We start from the raw sequence: 20,325 nt of genomic DNA, 5'->3' as shown, positions 1-20,325 counted from the left end.
GAAAAAGACGATGCTTCAACGACTTGCGCTCGCGCTTGGCCTTCTCCTTCTTGGCCCGGCACTGGCCCTCGCCCATGGACCGACGCCCCAGCGCGCCGATGAGACGCTGGTGATCGCCGCCCCGCCGGAGGCGGTGTGGGCCGTGCTCTCCCGCTTTGGCGGCATTGGCGAGTGGCATCCGTTGGTGAAGAAGGTGGAGGCGACCGGCGGCGACGCGGCCGGCGCCGAGCGCGTGCTGACGCTGGAGAAGGGCGAGGTCAAGGAAGGGCTGGACGAGGCCGATCCCGCCGCCCACCGCCTCTCCTACCGCCTGCTGACGGAGAATGCCGAGGCGATCCCGGTCAGCTTCTACACCCAGACCATCGAGGTGAAGCCGGACGGCGCCGGCAGCGAAGTCAGCTGGGGCGCCCGCTTCTACCGCGCCGACACCACCAATGAGCCGCCGGAAGACCGCAATGACGCGGCCGCCATCGCCGCGATGACCGATTTCATCCAGCAGGGTCTCAAGGGGCTGCAGGCCAAGGTGACGGCCAAGTGAGAGCATGCGGGCAGGCAAGTGCGGGGCAGGGAGACGGCGCGGTGAGCGCCCTCCCCCGGCTCGCCCTGCCCCGGGTCGCTCGGGTGCGCAAGGCTAAGGCAGGCCTCGCTCTGGCGCGCCTCGCCTTCGCGCTGCTCGCCCTCGGCCCGCTCGCGGCATCGAAGCCGGCACGGGCCGACACGCCCGCGCCGCTGGTCGCGGTGGTGTCGCAGAAGGCGGCGCAGCTGTCGCTGGTCGACATCGAGGCGCGTGAGGTGCGTGCGGTGATCGGCCTCGCCGCCGTTCCCGCCGGCCTTGCCGCCAGCGCGGACGGGGCGAGCGTCTATGTCACCCATCCCGACCTCAGCCTGGTCAGCCGTGTCGACCTCGCCTCCCGCACAGTGAGCGCGACCTTCAAGGTCGGGCTGGAGCCGTTCGGCATCGCGGTGAGCGCGGATGGCCGCCACCTGCTGGTCAGCGACTGGAGCGCCGATGCGTTGATCCGGCTCGACGCTTCCACCGGCGCGGAAACCGGCCGCGTCGCGATCGGCCATGCCCCGGCCGGGCTGGTGGTGGATGAGAAAGCCGGCCTCGCCTATGTCGCCGATCGCGAAAGCAACCAGGTCAGCGTGGTGCGCCTTGCCGACATGGTGCGGATCGCCACCGTGCCGACCGGGCGGGCGCCCTTCGCGCTGGCGCTGTCGCCGGGTGGCGAGCGGCTCTATGTCGCCAATGTGCAGAGCGGCGACCTCTCGGTGATCGAGACCGGCACCACGCCGCGCGAAATCGCCCGGCTCAAGATCGGGCTCATGCCCTATGGGGTGGCGGTGACGCCGGACGGGCGCACGGTGCTGGTCAGCAACCAGCAGAGCGGCAAGCTCGCCATTGTGGATGCCCAAACGCTCACCCTGGCGCCGGCGCAGCCAAGGTTGGGCACCTTTCCGGAAGGCATCACGGTGGTGTCGCCCACCCGCGCGGCGGCGGTGGACTGGGCCGATGACGAGGTGGTGGTGATCGATATCGAGGCCCGCACCATCCTCGGCCGGGTCAAGGTCGGCACCAGCCCGCGCAATCTGGTGGCGTTGCCCGGAGTCCGCTAAACTGGAAGGCCCTTATCCGCCCCAGTCGATCCGCGGAATGTCGCGCCGCACCGCGTCGACCGCTGCGCGCAGCTGCTCCTGCCGCCACTGTTTGTAGGCGTGCCCGCCGCCGGACTGCCGGGCGATCCGCGCGGTCCAGTTGGGGCCATCGCCGCTCGCCTCCACCGGGTAAATGCCGACCTCGTGCACGTCGATGCGGCCGAGACGGGGCTGCACCGCCTCGGCGATCCGTCGTATCACCTCGAATGCCGTCATCATTGCCGCGCTCCACATCTTGGCCGAGGCAGGCGGCATATGCCGTCGCAATGTGCTTTCATGATGGCCGTCCGTTGACGTGTCGATGACACCTCGCCTTTCCGGCCGAACTTCCGCGGCCATCGCGGGTTAGTCCCGAGATCAAGGAGGTGATCATGACGCTGCATCATTCGGCCAAGCCGCCCGAGGACCTCAACGACCGCAAGGCCATCCGCTTCTTCTTCCGTGGCGACGAAGACATTGTCGAATGCCTCGTCGGCTGGGACGCGCTGGAGCGGCTGGAAAACAGCCCGCTGGACAGCCGCGCGGACCGCATGGCGCGGTTCGAGCAGCACCGGCTGATGATCGAGGCGGCGGCGCTGCGCAAGATGGAGAAGGCCAGCAAAAGCGAGCGCCCGCTGACCCTCGACGCGCAGGATGTGCTTTCCGGCCCGGCGGCCTGAGGTCCGCCCCGACAGAACCAGCCCCGCCCCCCTTTCCGGGAGGCGGGGTTTTTCTGCGTGGGTTCAGCCACGGATCAGCTTCTCCGCCTCGTCGAGCGCCGTGCCGCAGCCGGCCGCATCGCCCTCGGCGTCGGCCTGCCGCGCGCGCGCAAGCGCGTCCGCGAGCTGGTCTGTCGTGCCAGCCCCGCCCTGCGCCGCCGTCTTCTGGCCCGAGGTCTGGGCGCGGACATCGGCGGGCGAGGCCGCCTTGCCGGCGAGCGTGTCGTTCATGCCGGCGGTGCCGCCGGTCCCCGGGGCTTCGCCGGCACGGGGCACGCCGGCATCCGGGGCGGTGGTGCCGGCCGCCGGCAGCTGCGTCGGGCCCGATCCAGCATCAGTGGCGGCGACGTTCTTCTCCACCTGGGCGAGCCGTTCGGTGCAGGGCCGGCCAGGGCGGCGCCGGCCGTAAGGCTCAGCGCGGCGCCGAGAGCGAGCGAGGCGGCGGGGTTGCGTGTGGTTGTCATTGGCGTTCCTCCTGCCAGTGCGTCTGGCTGCGGGAAGAACTTCCCGATGCGGCTCCCGTTCCCGCCCGCGTGCTGGACGCGGGCGGGACGAGTCGCTCAGGCAGCGCGAACGGTCTCCAGGAACCCGTCCATCACCGCCCGCAGGGTGCGGGACTGCTGGGCGAGCGCGGCGGCGGCGTCCTGAACCTGCGTCGCGGCGCGGGTGGAATCGGAGGCGGCGCTGTTGATGCCGAGGATGTTGCTGGCCACCTGCTCGGTGCCCTGCGAAGCGCGGCTCACATTCTGCGCGATCTCGCGGGTGGCGAAGCCCTGCTGCTCGACCGAGGCGGCGATGGTGCCGGCAATGGTATTGATCTGCCCGATCACGTCGGTGATCACCACGATCGCGGTGGACGAGCTGGCTGTCGCCGCCTGGATTTCGGTGATCTGGGCTTCGATTTCCGCCGTCGCCTGGGAGGTCTGCTCGGCCAGCTGCTTCACCTCCGTGGCCACCACCGCGAACCCCTTGCCAGCATCACCGGCGCGCGCCGCCTCGATGGTGGCGTTAAGTGCGAGGAGGTTGGTCTGGCCGGCAATATTGCGGATGAGATCGATGATCTGCCCGATCTTGCCGGCCGAGGCCGAAAGTGCCCGCACCTTCGTGGCGGTGGAATCGGCCTCGCTCGCGGCCATCGCGGCGACACGCGCGGAATCGTCCACCTGCCGCTTGATCTCGGCAATGGAGGAGGCCAGTTCCTCAGCCGCCGAGGCGACGGTTTGCACATTGGACGCCGCCTCCCCGGACGCGGCCGCCGCCGTGCCGGTTTCGCCGGCGACGCGCTCTGTGGCCGAGGTCATGGTCTGCGCGGCGCCCGAGAGCTGGGTGGAGGCTGAGCCGACGCCGTTGACCACTTCGCCCATGGCGTTCTCGAAGCCGTCGGCCAGCTTGAGCATGGTCGCGCGCCGCTCCTCGTCCTGCCGCAGGCGGCTGGCTTCGACGTCGAGCGCCTGCTGCCGGGCCTTCTGCTCGATGCCGAGGCGGATCTGGTCGACGGCACGGGAGATGTCGCCGATCTCGTCCTTGCGGTCGGCGCCGGCAATCTCGGCGACCTGCTCACCCGACGCCATGCGGCGCAGCGCGGCGGTGAGGCGCGAGATCGGGCCGGAGACGCCACTCGCCACGAAGGCCATCGCCACCAGGGCCAGCACGGTGACACTGATCGCTGAGACAACCTGCCAGAACAGGTCGACCTCGGCGCGCTCCTGCAGCGCATCGCGCAGGCTCAGGGCCTCCGCCATCACCAGCGCCTGCGGCACCGTGATGATGAGCGACCAGCTCGCACCGGTGCGGCCGAGGGCGATCGGCGCGTAGACCTTCAGGAGGTCCTGTCCGGCATCGACCTTCACCACCGACTGGCCGTTGCGCAGGATGGACATGTCATTGGCCGCATCCGGCTCGATGTCGCCGAACGCGCCACCGATCGCCTGAGGCTTGGCGCTGGAGGCAACGACCAGCCCGGCATTGGTGACGATTGAGACCGTTCCCTTGCCATTATAGATCGACGCGTCGACCTTCTCGGCGAGGGCCTGCACGAAGGAGAGGTCGAAGTCGGCGCCCGCGACGCCCGCAAACACCCCGCCCAGCGTGATCGGCACGGACATGGTGGCGAGGAACACCGGTTTGCCCTGGACGATATAGGGCAGCGGCGCGAGGATGCTCTCCTTGCCATCGGTCTGCGGGCCGATGAACCAGCCGCCCTTCATCACCCCGTTCGGGTGCAGGTCGCGGCTGTCATATTCCACCAGCGGCTGCAGCGCGATCTTCCCGTCCGCGTCGCGCGTCCAGTAGGGCAGCGCGCGCCCGGTGGCGTCGGAGCCAACGTCCTTGCGGCCGGTGAAGCCGTTGTCATTGCCGTCGAGCGCGCCCGGCATCCAGGCGCTGTAGGTGCCGTTAAAGCGGGGATTGTCCTTCAGCACGCCGAGCAGAACGGCGTTCAGCTGCGCCCGGCGCTGGTCCATCGGCGAGCCGCCGAGGTCGGGCTTGCCTGCCACCACTTCCAGCGCGCGGGCCATGTTGCGCGCTGCGTTGAAGGCGGAATCAACCTCGGTCTGAACGATGCCGGCCTGAGTGGAGGCCAGCCGCTGCAGCGATTCCTGGCTCAGTCGCTCCAGAAGATTCTCGACGCTGCCTGATACGTAATTTGAAGTCTGCGCCGCCGAATAGATGCCATAGCCGACAAGGGCGCCGGTCGCCGCCAGAACGCATACGGCGGAAAGAGATATGATTTTGAATTTCACGGAATGGATGTTCACCGGCGCCAGTTCCTTCACTTTTAAGAGGCGCGAACGGTCCGTGTCGGAGCTTGCGTCAGGCGGGTTTTATCCCCGCATAGGTAGTGTTACGGACCCTGGAGGCAGCCAGAAAAGCATGTGCTCGAACGTCCCGGACACGGGGGCGGCGCCCGCAGCGGTCGCCCGGCGCGGGCGTGGTCGCCGGTAGCGGAAGGCGCGGTGCGCGCTCCGGCTGTTACGTTAAAAAGTCAAACAGTATGACTATTCAGCCCTTCCAGACTGTGGCATAGATTCCCCGCCGGCAAGCACCCGCAAGTGGCGCGACGGCTAGATCTCACGGGAGAAACGCCAATGAATCTCAGGGCATTGCTGCTTGCGTCCGCCGTTTCCGGCGCGCTCTTCTCCGTCGGCGCGCAGGCTGCCGACATGACCATCGGCTTCTCGCAGATCGGCTCGGAATCGGGCTGGCGCGCGGCGGAGACCACCGTTTCCAAGGCCGAGGCCAAGAAGCGGAACATCAATTTCAAGATCGCCGACGCCCAGCAGAAGCAGGAAAACCAGATCAAGGCGATCCGCTCCTTCGTCGCCCAGGGCGTCGACGCGATCTTCCTCGCCCCCGTCGTCGCCACCGGCTGGGATTCGGTGCTGAAGGAGGCCAAGGAGGCGAAGATTCCGGTCGTGCTGCTCGACCGCGACATCGACCCCGCCGGCAAGGATCTGTACCTCACCGCCGTCACCTCCGACAGCGTGCATGAAGGCAAGGTGGCCGGTGAATGGCTGGTGAAAACCGCCGCCGGCAAGCCGTGCAATGTGGTGGAGCTTCAGGGCACGGTCGGCGCCTCCGTCGCCACCAACCGCAAGAAGGGCTTTGAGGACGGCATCGCCGGCGCCTCCAACGTCAAGATCGTGCGCAGCCAGACCGGCGACTTCACCCGTGCCAAGGGCAAGGAAGTGATGGAGAGCTTCATCAAGGCGGAAGGCGGCGGCAAGAACATCTGCGCCGTCTACGCCCATAATGACGACATGATGGTCGGCGCCATCCAGGCGATGAAGGAAGCCGGGCTGAAGCCGGGCACCGAGATCCTCACCGTCTCCATCGACGCCGTGCCCGACATCTTCAAGGCCATGGCGGCCGGGGAGGCCAATGCCACGGTCGAGCTCACCCCCAACATGGCCGGCCCCGCCTTCGACGCCGTGATCGCCTTCAAGGAAAAGGGCACCGTGCCGCCGAAGTGGATCCAGACGGAATCCAAGCTCTACACCCAGGCCGACAACCCGATGGCGGTCTACGAATCCAAGAAGGACCTCGGTTACTGAGCGGGCGCCGCTGCGGCCCCTCGCCCGCAGCTCCTGCCCCGCGCGAGCCGGTTCTTCCTCCGGCCGGCTCGCGCCGCTTTCCTGCCGCTTCCGAGGCCGCCATGCACGCCACCGAAACGCTGCCGCCACCGCTTCTGGCGCTCACCGGCTTCTCGAAATCCTTCGCCGGCTTCACCGCCCTGGACCGCGTGGACTTCACCCTGCGGGCGGGCGAGATCCACGCGCTGCTGGGCGAGAACGGCGCCGGCAAGTCCACCCTCATCAAGGCGATGACCGGCGTGGTGGCGCGCGATGCCGGCACGATGACGCTCGACGGCGTCGCGATCACCCCCCGCTCGGCGCAGGATGCGCTGGCGGCCGGCATCGCCACCGTCTACCAGGAGGTCAATCTCGCGCCCAATCTCTCGGTGGCGCAGAACCTGTTTCTCGGCCGCCAGCCGACCCGGTTCGGGCTGGTGCGCGAGGGTGAGATGCGCCGGCGCGCCCGCGCCCTGCTGAGCGAGTTCGGCCTTTCCATCGATGTGAGCGCGCCGCTGGAGAGCTATTCGGTCGCCATCCAGCACATCGTCGCCATCGCCCGCGCCGTCGACCAGTCGGCGCGCGTGCTCATTCTCGACGAGCCGACCGCCAGCCTCGATGCGCATGAGGTCGAGGTGCTGTTCGCCGCCATGCGCCAATTGGCGGCGCGCGGCATCGGCATTGTCTTCGTCACCCATTTCCTCGATCAGGTCTACGCCATCTGCGACCGCATTACCGTGCTGCGCAATGGCCGCCTCGCCGGCAGCGCGCCGGTGGAGGAGCTTCCCCGCCTCGACCTTGTCCGCCTGATGCTCGGCCGCGAGCTGAGCGAGGCGACCTCGCGACGTCCGCCTGCCAGCGCGGGCGAGTCGCGCGCCGATGTCGCCACCTTCCGGGGGGTCGGCAAGGCGGGCACCATCGCCCCGTTCGATCTCTCGCTCCGCGCTGGCCATGTCGTCGGCCTCGCCGGCCTGCTCGGCTCCGGCCGCACCGAGACGGTGCGGCTCGTCTTCGGGGTGGACCCGGCCGATTGCGGCCAGGCGGAAGTCGACGGGCGCCGCGCCGCCATCGGCTCGCCGCGCGAGGCGATGGCGCTCGGCTTCGGCTATTGCCCGGAGGAGCGCAAGACCGAGGGCATCGTCGCCGAGCTCACCGTGCGCGAGAACATCGCGCTGGCGCTGCAGGCCCGGCGCGGCGCGCTCTCCCCGCTCTCTCGCCGCGAGCAGGACGCGCTGGCGGCGAAGTTCATCGGCCTGCTCGACATCCGCCCGCCCGATCCCGAGCGCCCGGTGGGTCTGCTCTCGGGCGGCAACCAGCAGAAGGTGCTGCTGGCGCGCTGGCTCGCCACCGCCCCGCGCCTGCTGATCCTCGACGAGCCGACGCGCGGCATCGATGTCGGCGCGCATGCGGAGATCATCGGGCTGATCCGCGACCTCTGCCGCGAGGGCATGGCGCTGCTCGTCGTCTCCTCCGAGCTGGAGGAACTCGTCACCTATGCCGATGAGGTCGTGGTGCTGCGCGACCGGGCCCATGTCGCCCGGCTGAGCGGGGCGGAGATCGAGGTGTCCACCATTCTCGCCACCATCGCGCAGGCGCCCGCCTGCGCGGATGCGGCGTGAGGGAGGGCGGAATGGCATTGCGTCTTCCCCGCATCGGCACCTCGCAGATCGTCGCGCTGGGGCTGATCCTCGTCGCCAACTGGATCGTCTCGCCGCAGTTCTTCGACATCCGCCTGCAGGACGGGCGGCTGTTCGGCAGCCTGATCGACGTGTTCAACCGCGGCGCGCCGGTGGCGCTGCTCTCCATCGGCATGGTGCTTGTCATCGCCATGCGCGGCATCGACCTTTCCGTCGGCGCTGTCATGGCGATCTGCGGCGCCATCGCCGCCAGCCTCGCCGACAGCCATTCCCTGCCCGTCGTGCTGGCGGCCGCTCTTGGTGCCGGCCTGCTCTGCGGCCTGTGGAACGGGCTCTTGGTTGCCGTGCTCGGCATCCAGCCGATTGTCGCGACGCTGATCCTCATGGTGGCGGGGCGCGGCATCGCCCAGCTGATCACCGAGGGGCGCATCGTCACCTTCACCTCGCCCGATCTCGCCTTTCTCGGCGGTGGCTCGGTGCTCGGCCTGCCGACGCCCGTCGTGCTGACGCTCGGCATGATGGCGCTGACGCTGCTCCTCGTGCGTGGCACCGCGCTCGGCCTGATGATCGAGGCGACGGGGGGCAACCCGCGCGCCAGCGCGCTGGCGGGCATCGGCACCAGGTTCATCACGGTCGCGGTCTATATGTGGAGCGGCCTGTGCGCGGCGCTGGCTGGTATCGTCGCCAGCGCCGATATTCTCGGCGCCGACGCCAATAATGCCGGGCTGTGGCTGGAGCTCGACGCCATCCTCGCGGTGGTGATCGGCGGCACTTCGCTGTTCGGCGGGCGCTTCTCGATCCTCCTCGCCGTGGTCGGCGCTTTCATCATCCAGGCGATGAACACCGGCATCCTGCTCTCCGGCTTTCCGCCCGAGACCAATCTGGTGGTGAAGGCGGTGGTGGTGCTCGCCGTGCTGCTGGCCCAGTCGCCGCGCCTTGGCGGGCATCTCGCCGGGCTCGGCGTGCTGTTCAACCGCTCGAAATCCGGAGGCAGGCGCCCATGATCCGCTCCTTGAGCCGGCTGACGCCGGTGCTCGCCACGGCTGCGGTGTTCCTTGCCGGCTTCGTGGTTTGCTCGCTCATCTACCCCAATTTCGCCTCGCTGCGGGTGGTGATGAACCTGCTCACCGACAATGCCTTCCTCGTCATCGTCGCGGTGGGCATGACCTTCGTCATCATTTCAGGCGGCATCGACCTCTCGGTCGGCTCGGTGATCGGCTTCACCACCGTGTTCCTGGCCCTCGCCATCGAGCGCTGGGGCGTGCCGCCGCTCGCCGCCTTCGTGCTCATCCTCGTCATCTGCGCCGCCTTCGGCGCGGCCATGGGTGCGATCATCCAGTATTTCGAGCTACCGGCCTTCATCGTCACCCTGGCGGGCATGTTCCTGGCGCGCGGGGTGAGCTTCCTGCTGTCGACGGAATCGCTGCCGATCACCGCCGACCTCTATGCCCATCTGTCCGAACACGCGCTGCGGTTCGGCGCCGGGGCGCGGCTCACCGTGCCGGCGCTCATCATGCTGGTCGTCGTGCTCGCCGGCATGGTGCTGCTGCACCTCACCCGCTTCGGCGCCAATGTCTATGCGCTGGGCGGCTCGCGCACCGCCGCCGGGCTGATGGGCATCAATGTCGGGCGCACCACGGTGCTGATCTATACCCTCTCCAGCGTGCTGGCCGGGCTCGCGGGAATCGTGTTCTCGCTCTACACCTCGTCGGGCTATTCGCTCTCGGCGGTGGGGGTGGAACTCGACGCCATCGCGGCGGTGGTGATTGGCGGCACGCTGCTCTCGGGCGGCTACGGCTTCATCTTCGGGTCCTTCCTCGGGGTGATGATCCAGGGCCTGATCCAGACCTACATCAGCTTCGACGGCATGCTGTCGAGCTGGTGGGCGAAGATCGCCACCGGGCTGCTGCTGTTCGCCTTCATCGCCTTCCAGCAGCTCACGTTGCACCTGGCCCGCCGCTCGCGGCGCGCCCCGGCCGGAGCCCATCCATGAGCGCGCCCAACGCCTCGCAGATCATTGTCATCCCGGCCCGGCGCTCGCATTCCAACCATGCGGAAGTGGCGCGCACCATCGGCATCGACATCATCGCCGGCCGCTATGGCGAAGGCGCCAAGCTGCCGGGCGATGCCGAGCTGACGCTGATCTTCGGCGTGTCGCGGCCGGTGCTGCGTGAGAGCGTGAAGACGCTGGTGGCCAAGGGCCTGCTCTCCACCAAGGCGCGGGTCGGCACGGTGGTGCGCGAGCGCGCCGCCTGGAACATGTTCGACGCCGACGTGCTGGCCTGGCATCTCGATGCCGGCATCGACAAGCGCTTCCTGCGCGACCTCTCGGAAATCCGCCTCGCGGTGGAGCCGCGCGCCGCCGCGCTGGCCGCCGAACGCCGCAGCGCCGACGACCTCGCGCTGATGCGCCAGGCGGTGGCGCGGATGAAGGACCAGCCCGGCGCCTCGGAGAGCTTCGCCGAGGCCGACCTGACGCTGCATGTGGCTGTTGCCACCGCCTCGGGAAACCCCTTCATGCGCTCGATCGGCGCTGTCATCGAGGCGGCGCTGCGCGCCTCCTTCGTGCTCTCCGCCCCCGGCGACGCGCGCGAGCACGACATCGCGGTCGCCGCCCATGAGCGCATCGTCGAGGCGATTGCCGATGCCGATGCGGAGGCCGCCGCCGCCGCCATGACCAATGTGATTTTCAACGGCCTGCGCCGCCACGGCGCGGCCGGCTGAACAGGTGCCGACATGAGCGATGACGGATCGACCAACGACAACAAGAAGACGCTGCGTAGCCAGGCCTGGTTCGGCCGGCAGGACAAGATGGGGTTCTATTACCGCTCCTTCCTGAAGAATTCCGGCCAGCCGCAGGACCGTTTCGACGGCCGCCCGGTGATCGGCATCTGCAATACCTGGTCGGAACTCACCCCCTGCAACATCCATTTCCGCGATCTCGCCGAGCATGTGCGGCGCGGCGTGCTGGATGCGGGCGGCTATCCGCTGGAGTTTCCCGTCTCCTCGCTCGGCGAGGTGACGATGCGCCCCACCGCCATGCTCTATCGCAACCTCGCCTCGATGGATGTGGAGGAGGCGATCCGCGCCCACCCGCTCGACGGCGTGGTGCTGTTGATGGGCTGCGACAAGACCACGCCGGCGCTGCTGATGGGCGCGGCCTCCGCCAATCTGCCGGCCATCGGCGTGTCCGGTGGGCCGCAGCTGCGCGGCAATTATCGCGGCCAGATCATCGGCTCAGGCACCAACATCATCTCGATGAGCGAGCAGCTGCGCGCCGGCGAGATCACCATGGCGGAGTTCCACGAGGCGGAAGCGGGCATGAACCGCTCGTCCGGTTCCTGCATGACCATGGGTACCGCCTCCACCATGGCCTCGATGGTGGAAGCGCTCGGCATCGGCCTGCCGGAGAACGCCGCCATCCCCGCCGTCGACGCCCGCCGCAATTTGCTGGCGCGGATGGCCGGAAGGCGCATCGTCGACATGGTGCAGGAGGACCTGAAGCCCTCCGACATTCTCACCCGGGAAGCCTTCGAGAACGCCATCCGCACGCTGGCGGCCATTGGCGGCTCGACCAATGCGGTGGTGCATCTGCTCGCCATCGCCGGCCGCGTAGGCGTCGAGCTTAACCTGGCGGATTTCGACCGGCTCGGGCGCGACATCCATTGCCTTGTCGACCTGATGCCTTCGGGCCGCTTCCTGATGGAGGATTTCTACTATGCCGGCGGCCTGCCAGCGGTGCTGCGGGCGCTGGGCGAGCGCGGCCTGCTCAAAAAGGACGCCGTCACCGCCAATGGGCGGACGATCTGGGAGAATGTCGCCACGGCGCCGAACTGGAACGCCGAGGTCATCACCCCGTTCGAGACGCCGTTCAAGCCGGAAGCCGGCATCGCCATCCTCACCGGCAACCTCGCCCCGGATGGCGCCGTCATCAAGCCCTCCGCCGCCTCGCCCGAATTGATGGTGCACACCGGCCGCGCCGTGGTGTTCGAGAGCGTCGAGGAGATGCACCATGGCGTCAATGACGAGACGCTCGACATCGACGCCTCCTGCATCATGGTGCTGAAGCATTGCGGGCCGAAGGGCTATCCCGGCATGGCCGAGGTCGGCAACATGCCGCTGCCGGCCAAGCTGCTGCGCGAGGGCGTGCGCGACATGATCCGCATTTCCGATGCCCGCATGTCCGGCACCGCCTATGGCACCGTCGTCCTCCATGTCGCCCCCGAGGCCACCGCCGGCGGGCCGCTGGCGCTGGTGAAGAACGGCGACCTCATCACGCTCGACGTGCCCGCCCGCTCGCTGCACCTGCATGTGAGCGAGGAGGAAATGGCGGCCCGCCGCGCCGCCTGGGTGGCGCCGGAGCCGCACGCGACGCGCGGCTATCAGCGGCTTTACATCGACCATGTGCTGCAGGCCGATCGCGGCGCGGATTTCGACTTTCTGGTGGGGCGTTCGGGTTCGCCCGTTCCCCGCGACAATCACTGAGGTGCAGGATGACCATCCTTTCCGCCGCCGGCCCGTATAAGGGCGTGTTCCCGGTCGCCCCGACCGTGTTCGACGCCGAGGGCCGACTCGATCTCCAGGGCCAGAAGCGCGCCATCGACTTCATGATCGATGCCGGCTCGCACGGCCTGTGCATCCTCGCCAATTTCTCCGAGCAGTTCGTGCTGGCGGACGACGAGCGCGACCTCGTGATGCGGACGGTGCTGGAACATGTGGCCGGCCGGGTGCCTGTTATCGTCACCACCACCCATTTCGCCACCCATGTCTGCGCCGAGCGCTCGCGGCGCGCGCAGGAGGCGGGGGCGGCGATGGTGATGGTGATGCCGCCCTATCACGGCGCCACCTTCCGCGTGCCGGAGCCTTCCGTCTACGCCTTCTACAAGGCGGTGTCCGACGCCATCGACATTCCGATCATGGTGCAGGACGCCCCGGTCGCCGGCACGCCGCTCTCCGTGCCGTTCCTCGCCAGGATGGCGCAGGAAATCGAGAACCTCGCCTATTTCAAGATCGAGGTGCCGCAGGCGGCGAACAAGCTGCGGGCGCTGATCGAGGCCGGCGGCGAGTCCATTGTCGGCCCGTGGGACGGCGAAGAGGCAATCACCCTGATGGCCGACCTCGACGCGGGCGCCACCGGCGCCATGACCGGCGGCGGCTATCCCGATGGCATCCGCCAGATCCTCGACCCCTATGTCGCGGGGGACCGCGAGGCGGCGCTCGACGCCTATATGCGCTGGCTGCCGCTGATCAATTACGAGAACCGGCAGGCCGGCTTCGCCACCGCGAAAATCCTGATGCAGGAGGGCGGTGTCATCAAGCATGACACGCTGCGCGCCCCGCTGCCGCCGGTGCACCCCGCCACCCGCGCCGGGCTGATCGAGCTCGCGCGCCGGCTGGACCCTATGGTATTGAGGTGGGGCAAGTGAGCGCTATGACCATGACCGACATAACAGGCGCCGTCCTTCTCGGCTCCCGCGACCTCACCGGCGACGCGACCTTCCTCGCCGTCGATCCCGCCACCGGCGCAGCGCTGGAGCCGGCCTTCACCGAGGCTGGCCCGGCCGAGGTGGCGCAGGCGGCCGCGCTCGCCGCGAGCGCCTTCCCGCTCTACCGCGCCACCACGCCGGAAGCGCGCGCGGCCTTTCTCGACGCCATCGCCGCCAATATCGAGGCGCTGGGCGACACGCTGATCGCGCGCGCCGCTGAGGAAACCGGCCTGCCCATCGCCCGGATCACCGGCGAGCGCGGCCGCACGACGGGCCAGCTGCGGCTGTTCGCCAGCTGGGTGCGCGCCGGCGGGGCGGACGAGCCGCGCCTCGACAGCGCCCTGCCCGCCCGCACGCCCCTGCCCCGCGCCGATCTGCGCCTGCGTCATATCGGCCTCGGCCCGGTGGCGGTGTTCGGCGCCTCGAACTTCCCGCTCGCCTTCTCGGTCGCCGGCGGCGACACTGCCTCGGCGCTGGCGGCGGGCTGCCCGGTCATCGTCAAGGGCCACCCCGCCCATCCCGGCACCTCGGAACTGGTCGGCCGCGCCATCCGCGCGGCTGTCCTTGCGGCGGGCCTGCCGGAAGGCGTGTTCTCGCTTGTGACAGGCACCTCGCATGAACTGGGTTCGGCGCTGGTGGCCGATCCCCGCATCAAGGCGGTCGGCTTCACCGGCTCGCGCGCCGGCGGCCTCGCTCTGTGCCGCATCGCCGCCAACCGGCCCGAGCCGATCCCGGTCTTCGCCGAGATGAGCAGCATCAACCCGGTCTTCCTGCTGCCGGCGGCACTGGACGCGCGTGCCGAGGCGCTGGCGACCGGCTTTGTCGGCTCGCTGACCATGGGCGCCGGCCAGTTCTGCACCAATCCCGGCCTCGTCATCGCCCTCAGCGGCCCGGCGCTCGACCGCTTCATTGCCGCCGCTTCCCCGTTGGTAGCTTCCGCCCCTGCGGCCACCATGCTCACCCCCGGCATCGCCGGCGCCTATGCCAAGGGCGTCGTGACGCTTGAGAGCCAGGCGGACGTCACCGAACTCGCCCATGGCGCTGAGGGTGGCCCCAATAGCTGCCGCCCGGCGCTGTTCGTCACCGAGGCAGCCGCGTTCCTGCGCGAGCCGGTGCTGTCGCATGAAGTGTTCGGCGCCTCCTCGCTGGTCATCCGCTGCGCGGATGCGGACGAGATGGCGGCGGTGGCCGGGGCGCTGGAAGGCCAGCTCACCGCGACGCTGCATCTGGAGGCCGGCGACCACGCCCTCGCCGCCCGGCTACTGCCGGTGCTGGAGGACAAGGCCGGGCGCATCCTCGCCAATGGCTGGCCGACCGGCGTGGAAGTCTGCCACGCCATGGTGCATGGCGGCCCGTTCCCGGCGACCTCGGACCCGCGCTCGACCTCCGTCGGCACGCTCGCCATCCGCCGCTTCCTGCGCCCGGTCTGCTACCAGGATTTGCCGGAAGCGCTGCTGCCCGCCGTCGTGCGGGCGGAAAATCCGCTCGGCCTGCCCCGCCTTGTCGACGGCGCGCTTCAGCCCGCCGGGGAGGCACGCTCATGAGCCCGATCCGCCTCGCCCTTGTCGGCCTCGGCAAGATTGCCCGCGACCAGCACCTGCCCGCCATCGCCGCGACTGACGGCATCGAGCTGGTCGCGGTCGCCAGCCGCAACGCCTCGCTCGACGGCGTCGCCCATTTCGCCACGCTGGCCGATCTGCTGGCGAGTGGCGAGCCCATCGACGCGGTGGCGCTGTGCACCCCGCCGCAGGGCCGGCACGATCTCGCGGCGCAGGCGCTCAAGGCTGGCAAGCATGTGCTGCTGGAGAAGCCGCCCGGCGCGACGGTGAGCGAGCTCGGCCCGCTGGTCGCCGCGGCGCAGGCGTCGGGCCGCACCCTGTTCGCCACCTGGCATTCGCGCTTTGCCCCGGCGGTGGAGCCGGCCCGCGCCTTCCTCAGCGAAGTGCCGGCCCGCGCGGTGACGATCACCTGGAAGGAGGATGTCCGGGTCTGGCATCCCGGCCAGCGCTGGATCTGGGAGCCGGGCGGGCTCGGCGTGTTCGACCCCGCCATCAACGCGCTGTCGATCCTCACCGCCATCCTGCCGCGTGCGGTGTTCGTCACCGGGGCGGAACTGTCCTTCCCCTCCAACTGCTCCGCCCCCATCGCCGCGACGGTCGATCTGGCCGATGCGGCGGGGCTGGCGGTGCGGGCCGATCTCGATTTCCTGCAGACCGGGCCGCAGAGCTGGGACATCGCCATCGAGACCGACCGGGGCGCGCTGCTGCTGGCGCAGGGCGGGGCGAAGCTGACGCTGGACGGGCAGGTGCTGAGCGCCCAGCCCGAAGCGGAATACCGGAATATCTACAAGCACTTCGTCGAACTGGTTGAGACGGGGCGGTCGGATGTTGACCTCGCTCCGCTTCAGCTCGTCGCCGATGCCTTCCTGCTGGGCCGGCGCATCGACGTCGCGCCGTTCCACGACTGAGCCGAGGACCCCCCAATGCACGGCAACGCCCCGAAGAGCGACCGGCCCCTGCGCTCCCGCGCCTGGTTCGACAATCCGGACAATATCGACATGACCGCGCTCTATCTCGAGCGCTACCTCAATTTCGGCCTCAGCCAGGACGAGTTGCAGAGTGGCCGGCCGATCATCGGCATCGCCCAGACCGGCTCGGACCTCTCCCCCTGCAACCGCCACCATCTCGAACTCGCCAAGCGCACCCGCGAGGGCATTCGCGAGGCCGGCGGCATCGCCATCGAATTTCCGGTGCATCCGATCCAGGAAACCGGCAAGCGCCCCACCGCCGGGCTCGACCGCAACCTCGCTTATCTCGGCTTGGTCGAGGTGCTTTATGGCTACCCGCTCGACGGCGTGGTGCTGACCATCGGCTGCGACAAGACCACCCCGGCGCTGCTGATGGCGGCGGCCACCGTGAACATTCCCGCCATCGCCCTCTCGGTCGGGCCGATGCTGAACGGCTGGTACAAGGGCGCGCGCACCGGCTCCGGCACCATTGTCTGGAAGGCCCGCGAATTGCTGGCCGCCGGCGAGATCGACCATGCCGGCTTCGTCAAGCTTGTGGCCTCCTCGGCGCCGTCGACGGGCTATTGCAACACGATGGGCACGGCGACGACGATGAACTCGCTCGCCGAGGCGCTGGGCATGCAGCTGCCCGGCTCGGCCGCCATTCCCGCGCCCTATCGCGACCGGCAGGAAATCGCCTACCGCACCGGGCTGCGCATCGTCGAGATGGTGCACGAGGATTTGAAGCCCTCCGACATCCTCACCCGCGACGCCTTCCTCAACGCCATCCGGGTGAATTCGGCCATTGGCGGCTCGACCAACGCGCCGATCCACCTCAACGCGCTGGCCCGTCATGTCGGAGTGGAACTCTCCATCGACGACTGGCAGACCTATGGCGAGCATGTGCCGCTGCTGGTGAACCTGCAGCCGGCCGGGGAATATCTCGGCGAGGATTACTATCATGCCGGCGGCGTGCCGGCGGTGGTGAACCAGCTGATGGGCCAGGGCCTCATCGCCGAGGACGCGATGACCGCCAATGGCCGCACCCTCGGTGCCAACTGCGCCGGGGCGCGGATCGAGGACGAGGCGGTGATCCGCCCCTATGACCAGCCGCTGAAGGAGAATGCCGGCTTCCGCGTGCTGCGCGGCAATCTGTTCTCCTCCGCCATCATGAAGATGAGCGTCATCAGCCCGGAATTCCGCGTCCGCTACCTCTCCAACCCGGACGATCCGGAAGCCTTCGAGGGCCGCGCCATCGTGTTCGACGGGCCGGAGGATTACCACGCCCGCATCGACGATCCGGCGCTGGCCATTGACGACATGTGCGTTCTGTTCATGCGCGGGGCCGGCCCGGTCGGCTATCCCGGCGCGGCTGAGGTGGTGAACATGCGGGCGCCTGATTACCTCATCAAGGCCGGCGTGCACGCTTTGCCCTGCATCGGCGATGGCCGCCAGTCCGGCACGTCGGGCTCGCCCTCCATCCTCAACGCCTCGCCGGAAGCAGCGGTCGGCGGCGGGCTCGCGCTGCTGCGCACCGGCGACCGGGTCCGCATCGATCTGAAGCGCAACAGCGCCAACATGCTGGTGGCTGACGACGAACTAGCCCGCCGCCGCGCCGAGCTGGAAGCCGCCGGCGGCTATGCCTACCCCGCCAGCCAGACCCCCTGGCAGGAAATCCAGCGCGGCCTCGTCGGCCAGCTGGAAAGCGGCGCCGTGCTGGAAGGAGCCGTGCGCTACCAGCGCATCGCCCAGACCATGGGGATGCCGCGTGACAACCATTAGCGCGCCCGCCCCCGAGACGGCGGCCCACACCCTCCTCTGCGCCGAGCGCTGCCATCTCGGCGAAGGCCCGGCCTATGACGCCGCCAGCGACACCGCCTGGTGGTTCGACATCGTGGAGAAGCGCCTGTACGAGGCGCGGCTCGCCACCGGCGAGATCGCTGTCCACACGCTGCCGGTCATGGCCAGCGCGCTGGCCATGGTCGATGCGCGCCGCCAGCTCCTCATCACCGAGGGCGGGCTGATGCTGCGCGACATCGCCTCGGGCCGGCTGGAGAGTGTCGCCGCTGTGGAGGCGGATCACGCCGCCACCCGCTCCAACGACGCCCGCGTCCACCCCTGCGGCACCTTCTGGTTCAGCACCATGGGCCGGCAGGCGGAGAAGGGCGCGGGCACGCTCTATGCCTTCCACGCCGGGGCGGTGCTCCCGCTCGTGCCCGGCATCACCATTCCCAACGCCATCTGCTTCTCGCCTGACGGAACGCTCGGCTATTTCGCCGACACCGCCCTCGGGGAACTCTACCGTGTGCGGCTCGATCCCGTCTCCGGTCTGCCGCTGGAGGCGCCGAGCGTGCTGCACCGGCACAGCGGCGCGGGCGGGCTGGACGGCGCCGTCACCGATGCGCAGGGGCTGATCTGGTGCGCCGTGTGGGGCGGGGCGCGGCTCAACGCCTATTCCCCGGCTGGCGATCTCGTCCGCAGCCTTGTCACCCCGGCGCGGCAGACCAGCTGCCCGGTCTTCGTCGGCAAGGGGTTTGACCGCGTGCTCGTCACCTCTGCCTGGGAGCATATGGATGCGGACGCCCGCGCGGCGGACCCGGAACATGGGCGCACCTTCCTCCTCGACATCGGCGTGACCGGCCGCGCCGAGCCGCGCGTCCGTCTGGGGGCACTGTGATGGCTGGCGTCTCCCACATCGTCGTCGACTGGGGCACGTCGAGCTTCCGCCTGTGGGCGCTCGACCGCGCCGGCACCGTGCTTGGCGAGCGGCGCAGCGCCCAGGGGCTGGCCGCCTCGGGCGCCGAGGGCTTCGAGGCGGTGTTGGACTCCCATCTCGCGGCGCTGGCCATTCCCGAGGGCGTGCCTGTTATGATGTGCGGCATGGTCGGCTCGCGCGCCGGCTGGGTGGAGGCCGCCTATGTCACCACCCCGGCCGGGCTGGAAGGGCTGACGGCGAAGGCCGCTCATGTCCCCTCCGCGCGACGCCTCATCCGCATCTTGCCCGGCCTCGCCCAGCGCGGCGCCGAGGGCGCCGACGTGATGCGCGGCGAGGAAACCCAGCTGCTGCCGCTGATCCGCGACGGCTTCGAGGGGCTGGCCTGCCTGCCGGGCACTCATTCCAAATGGGTGCGGGTCGAGGCCGGCGCGGTCGCCGGCTTCGCCACCTTCATGACCGGCGAGCTGTTCCATCTGCTGCGCAGCGCCTCGATCCTCGCCCCGGCGGTGGAGGGTGCGGGAGCGGTGGACCCTGGCTCGGAGGCCTTCGCCCAGGGCGTGACGGACGGCCTTGCCGCGCCCGAGTTGCTGGGCAACCAGCTCTTCCGCCTGCGCGCCGCCTGGCTGCTGCAGGGCGAGGGCCCGGAGGCGGCGCTGGCGCGGTTGTCCGGCCTGCTGCTCGGGGCGGAACTCGCCGGGGCGGCGCGGTTCGGCGGGCGGGGGCCGGTCGCGCTCATCGCCTCCGGCCCGGCGGCATCGCTCTACCAGGTGGCGCTGGCGCTGGCCGGCATCGCCTCCGTCACCACGCATGATGCCGAGGCCTGCGTGCGGGCCGGGCTGCACGCCGCGGCCGTCAGCGCCTTCCGGCTGGAAAGGATGTCCGCATGAGCGCCCCCTTCACTCCCCGCATCGCCTGGCCTTCGCTGCGGCGCGGGCTGGTCGCCATCCTGCGCGGCATCCGCCCGGACGAGACGGAGGCGATCGTCGCCGCGCTGATCGAGGAAGGGCTGGAGGCGATCGAGATCCCGCTCAATTCGCCGGACCCGTTCGCCTCCATCGAGGCCGCCGCCCGCCTCGCCCCGGATCATGTGCTGATCGGCGCCGGCACGGTGCTGACGGTGGAGCAGGTCGACCTGCTCAACTATGCCGGCGGGCGCCTCATGGTGAGCCCGAATGTCGACGCAGCGGTGATCGCCCGTGCCAGCGCCCATGGCATGGTGACGATGCCGGGCGTGCTGACCCCCACGGAGGCGTTCGCGGCGCTGAAGGCGGGGGCGTCGGGGCTGAAGTTCTTCCCCGCCAATCTGCTCGGCCCGTCGATCATCCAGGCGATTTCGGTGGTGCTGCCGCCGGGAACGGTGATCGGCGCGGTGGGCGGCGTCGGCGAAAACGAGTTCGCCGCCTATGCCAGCGCCGGCATCCGCACCTTCGGTCTCGGCTCCAGCCTCTACCGGCCGGGCGCCACGGTGGGCGAGGTGCGGGCGAAGGCGCGCGCGGTGGTCGCCGCCTATGACGCCGCCTTTCCTTCCATCGAGACACGGCGCGCCGCCCAGTGAG

General features: G+C 69.6%; 19 protein-coding genes. 16 read left to right on the top strand and 3 right to left on the bottom strand.

The features are described from left to right. Positions 1-10 precede the first annotated feature (10 nt). Positions 11-538, top strand: coding sequence for an SRPBCC family protein (locus tag A3M1_RS0121835; protein WP_018391114.1), 528 nt, complete (start codon positions 11-13; stop codon positions 536-538). A gap of 41 nt (positions 539-579) precedes the next feature. Then, entirely contained in the window at positions 580-1,617 is a 1,038-nt protein-coding gene (locus A3M1_RS0121830; protein WP_018391113.1) for a YncE family protein, read from the top strand. Between the two features lie 12 nt (positions 1,618-1,629). Here A3M1_RS0121830 and A3M1_RS0121825 read toward each other — a convergent pair whose 3' ends face one another. After that, a complete protein-coding gene (locus tag A3M1_RS0121825) occupies positions 1,630-1,875 on the bottom strand; it encodes a hypothetical protein (RefSeq protein ID WP_245261810.1) in 246 nt (81 codons plus the stop codon). Positions 1,876-2,027: 152 nt separating this feature from the next. Here A3M1_RS0121825 and A3M1_RS0121820 point away from each other — a divergent pair, with 152 nt between their 5' ends. Continuing rightward, positions 2,028-2,315 carry a DUF1488 family protein gene (locus A3M1_RS0121820; protein ID WP_018391111.1) on the top strand — a complete coding sequence of 96 codons (288 nt, stop codon included), beginning with the start codon at positions 2,028-2,030 and terminating at the stop codon, positions 2,313-2,315. Between the two features lie 63 nt (positions 2,316-2,378). Here A3M1_RS0121820 and A3M1_RS0121815 read toward each other — a convergent pair whose 3' ends face one another. After that, positions 2,379-2,714, bottom strand: coding sequence for a hypothetical protein (locus A3M1_RS0121815; protein ID WP_018391110.1), 336 nt, complete (start codon positions 2,712-2,714; stop codon positions 2,379-2,381). Between the two features lie 200 nt (positions 2,715-2,914). Beyond that, positions 2,915-5,110: a methyl-accepting chemotaxis protein gene (locus A3M1_RS0121810; RefSeq protein ID WP_018963960.1), complete on the bottom strand. Its 2,196-nt coding sequence runs from the start codon at positions 5,108-5,110 to the stop codon at positions 2,915-2,917. A gap of 330 nt (positions 5,111-5,440) precedes the next feature. Here A3M1_RS0121810 and ytfQ point away from each other — a divergent pair, with 330 nt between their 5' ends. The 13 genes from ytfQ to A3M1_RS0121745 all read left to right on the top strand — a co-directional run bounded on the left by ytfQ (position 5,441) and on the right by A3M1_RS0121745 (position 20,324). Beyond that, positions 5,441-6,406: a galactofuranose ABC transporter, galactofuranose-binding protein YtfQ gene (gene ytfQ / locus A3M1_RS0121805; RefSeq protein WP_018391108.1), complete on the top strand. Its 966-nt coding sequence runs from the start codon at positions 5,441-5,443 to the stop codon at positions 6,404-6,406. Between the two features lie 101 nt (positions 6,407-6,507). Then, positions 6,508-8,043, top strand: a complete 1,536-nt coding sequence (locus A3M1_RS0121800; RefSeq protein WP_018391107.1) for a sugar ABC transporter ATP-binding protein — start codon at positions 6,508-6,510, stop codon at positions 8,041-8,043. A gap of 11 nt (positions 8,044-8,054) precedes the next feature. Beyond that, positions 8,055-9,065 carry an ABC transporter permease gene (locus A3M1_RS0121795; RefSeq protein WP_018391106.1) on the top strand — a complete coding sequence of 337 codons (1,011 nt, stop codon included), beginning with the start codon at positions 8,055-8,057 and terminating at the stop codon, positions 9,063-9,065. Further along, positions 9,062-10,054: a galactofuranose ABC transporter, permease protein YjfF gene (gene yjfF, locus A3M1_RS0121790; protein WP_018391105.1), complete on the top strand. Its 993-nt coding sequence runs from the start codon at positions 9,062-9,064 to the stop codon at positions 10,052-10,054. The genes A3M1_RS0121795 and yjfF overlap by 4 nt, the downstream gene beginning before the upstream one ends. Further along, positions 10,051-10,785: a FadR/GntR family transcriptional regulator gene (locus tag A3M1_RS0121785; protein ID WP_018391104.1), complete on the top strand. Its 735-nt coding sequence runs from the start codon at positions 10,051-10,053 to the stop codon at positions 10,783-10,785. Before yjfF ends, A3M1_RS0121785 begins: the two co-directional genes overlap by 4 nt. A gap of 12 nt (positions 10,786-10,797) precedes the next feature. Beyond that, positions 10,798-12,546: an IlvD/Edd family dehydratase gene (locus A3M1_RS0121780; RefSeq protein WP_018391103.1), complete on the top strand. Its 1,749-nt coding sequence runs from the start codon at positions 10,798-10,800 to the stop codon at positions 12,544-12,546. Positions 12,547-12,554: 8 nt separating this feature from the next. Further along, positions 12,555-13,487, top strand: a complete 933-nt coding sequence (locus A3M1_RS0121775) for a dihydrodipicolinate synthase family protein (RefSeq protein WP_018391102.1) — start codon at positions 12,555-12,557, stop codon at positions 13,485-13,487. 5 nt (positions 13,488-13,492) lie between these two features. Beyond that, complete coding sequence (locus tag A3M1_RS0121770) at positions 13,493-15,091, top strand: aldehyde dehydrogenase (NADP(+)) (protein WP_018391101.1); 1,599 nt, start codon at positions 13,493-13,495, stop codon at positions 15,089-15,091. After that, complete coding sequence (locus A3M1_RS0121765; protein WP_018391100.1) at positions 15,088-16,014, top strand: Gfo/Idh/MocA family protein; 927 nt, start codon at positions 15,088-15,090, stop codon at positions 16,012-16,014. Before A3M1_RS0121770 ends, A3M1_RS0121765 begins: the two co-directional genes overlap by 4 nt. A 15-nt stretch (positions 16,015-16,029) precedes the next feature. Continuing rightward, positions 16,030-17,835, top strand: coding sequence for an IlvD/Edd family dehydratase (locus A3M1_RS0121760; RefSeq protein WP_018391099.1), 1,806 nt, complete (start codon positions 16,030-16,032; stop codon positions 17,833-17,835). Continuing rightward, on the top strand, positions 17,822-18,730 hold the full coding sequence (locus A3M1_RS0121755) for an SMP-30/gluconolactonase/LRE family protein (RefSeq protein ID WP_018391098.1): 909 nt from the start codon (positions 17,822-17,824) through the stop codon (positions 18,728-18,730). Before A3M1_RS0121760 ends, A3M1_RS0121755 begins: the two co-directional genes overlap by 14 nt. Beyond that, complete coding sequence (locus tag A3M1_RS0121750) at positions 18,730-19,656, top strand: 2-dehydro-3-deoxygalactonokinase (RefSeq protein ID WP_018391097.1); 927 nt, start codon at positions 18,730-18,732, stop codon at positions 19,654-19,656. The genes A3M1_RS0121755 and A3M1_RS0121750 overlap by 1 nt, the downstream gene beginning before the upstream one ends. Beyond that, on the top strand, positions 19,653-20,324 hold the full coding sequence (locus A3M1_RS0121745; RefSeq protein WP_018391096.1) for a 2-dehydro-3-deoxy-6-phosphogalactonate aldolase: 672 nt from the start codon (positions 19,653-19,655) through the stop codon (positions 20,322-20,324). The genes A3M1_RS0121750 and A3M1_RS0121745 overlap by 4 nt, the downstream gene beginning before the upstream one ends. Position 20,325: the final 1 nt, after the last annotated feature.

The organism is Ancylobacter sp. FA202 (assembly GCF_000380205.1).
Taxonomy (GTDB): domain Bacteria; phylum Pseudomonadota; class Alphaproteobacteria; order Rhizobiales; family Xanthobacteraceae; genus Ancylobacter.
The sequence above is the reverse complement of the archived record's forward strand: the minus strand, read 5'-3'. Positions and strand labels throughout refer to the sequence as shown.

Coding starts and splice junctions, on each gene's coding strand:
- A3M1_RS0121780 (WP_018391103.1), top strand. CDS start 10,798: ATGAGCGATGACGGATCGACCAACGACAACAAGAAGACGCTGCGTAGC.
- A3M1_RS0121795 (WP_018391106.1), top strand. CDS start 8,055: ATGGCATTGCGTCTTCCCCGCATCGGCACCTCGCAGATCGTCGCGCTG.
- A3M1_RS0121825 (WP_245261810.1), bottom strand. CDS start 1,875: ATGATGACGGCATTCGAGGTGATACGACGGATCGCCGAGGCGGTGCAG.
- A3M1_RS0121750 (WP_018391097.1), top strand. CDS start 18,730: ATGGCTGGCGTCTCCCACATCGTCGTCGACTGGGGCACGTCGAGCTTC.
- A3M1_RS0121765 (WP_018391100.1), top strand. CDS start 15,088: ATGAGCCCGATCCGCCTCGCCCTTGTCGGCCTCGGCAAGATTGCCCGC.
- A3M1_RS0121760 (WP_018391099.1), top strand. CDS start 16,030: ATGCACGGCAACGCCCCGAAGAGCGACCGGCCCCTGCGCTCCCGCGCC.
- A3M1_RS0121770 (WP_018391101.1), top strand. CDS start 13,493: ATGACCATGACCGACATAACAGGCGCCGTCCTTCTCGGCTCCCGCGAC.
- A3M1_RS0121820 (WP_018391111.1), top strand. CDS start 2,028: ATGACGCTGCATCATTCGGCCAAGCCGCCCGAGGACCTCAACGACCGC.
- A3M1_RS0121800 (WP_018391107.1), top strand. CDS start 6,508: ATGCACGCCACCGAAACGCTGCCGCCACCGCTTCTGGCGCTCACCGGC.
- A3M1_RS0121835 (WP_018391114.1), top strand. CDS start 11: ATGCTTCAACGACTTGCGCTCGCGCTTGGCCTTCTCCTTCTTGGCCCG.
- yjfF (WP_018391105.1), top strand. CDS start 9,062: ATGATCCGCTCCTTGAGCCGGCTGACGCCGGTGCTCGCCACGGCTGCG.
- A3M1_RS0121785 (WP_018391104.1), top strand. CDS start 10,051: ATGAGCGCGCCCAACGCCTCGCAGATCATTGTCATCCCGGCCCGGCGC.
- A3M1_RS0121775 (WP_018391102.1), top strand. CDS start 12,555: ATGACCATCCTTTCCGCCGCCGGCCCGTATAAGGGCGTGTTCCCGGTC.
- A3M1_RS0121745 (WP_018391096.1), top strand. CDS start 19,653: ATGAGCGCCCCCTTCACTCCCCGCATCGCCTGGCCTTCGCTGCGGCGC.
- ytfQ (WP_018391108.1), top strand. CDS start 5,441: ATGAATCTCAGGGCATTGCTGCTTGCGTCCGCCGTTTCCGGCGCGCTC.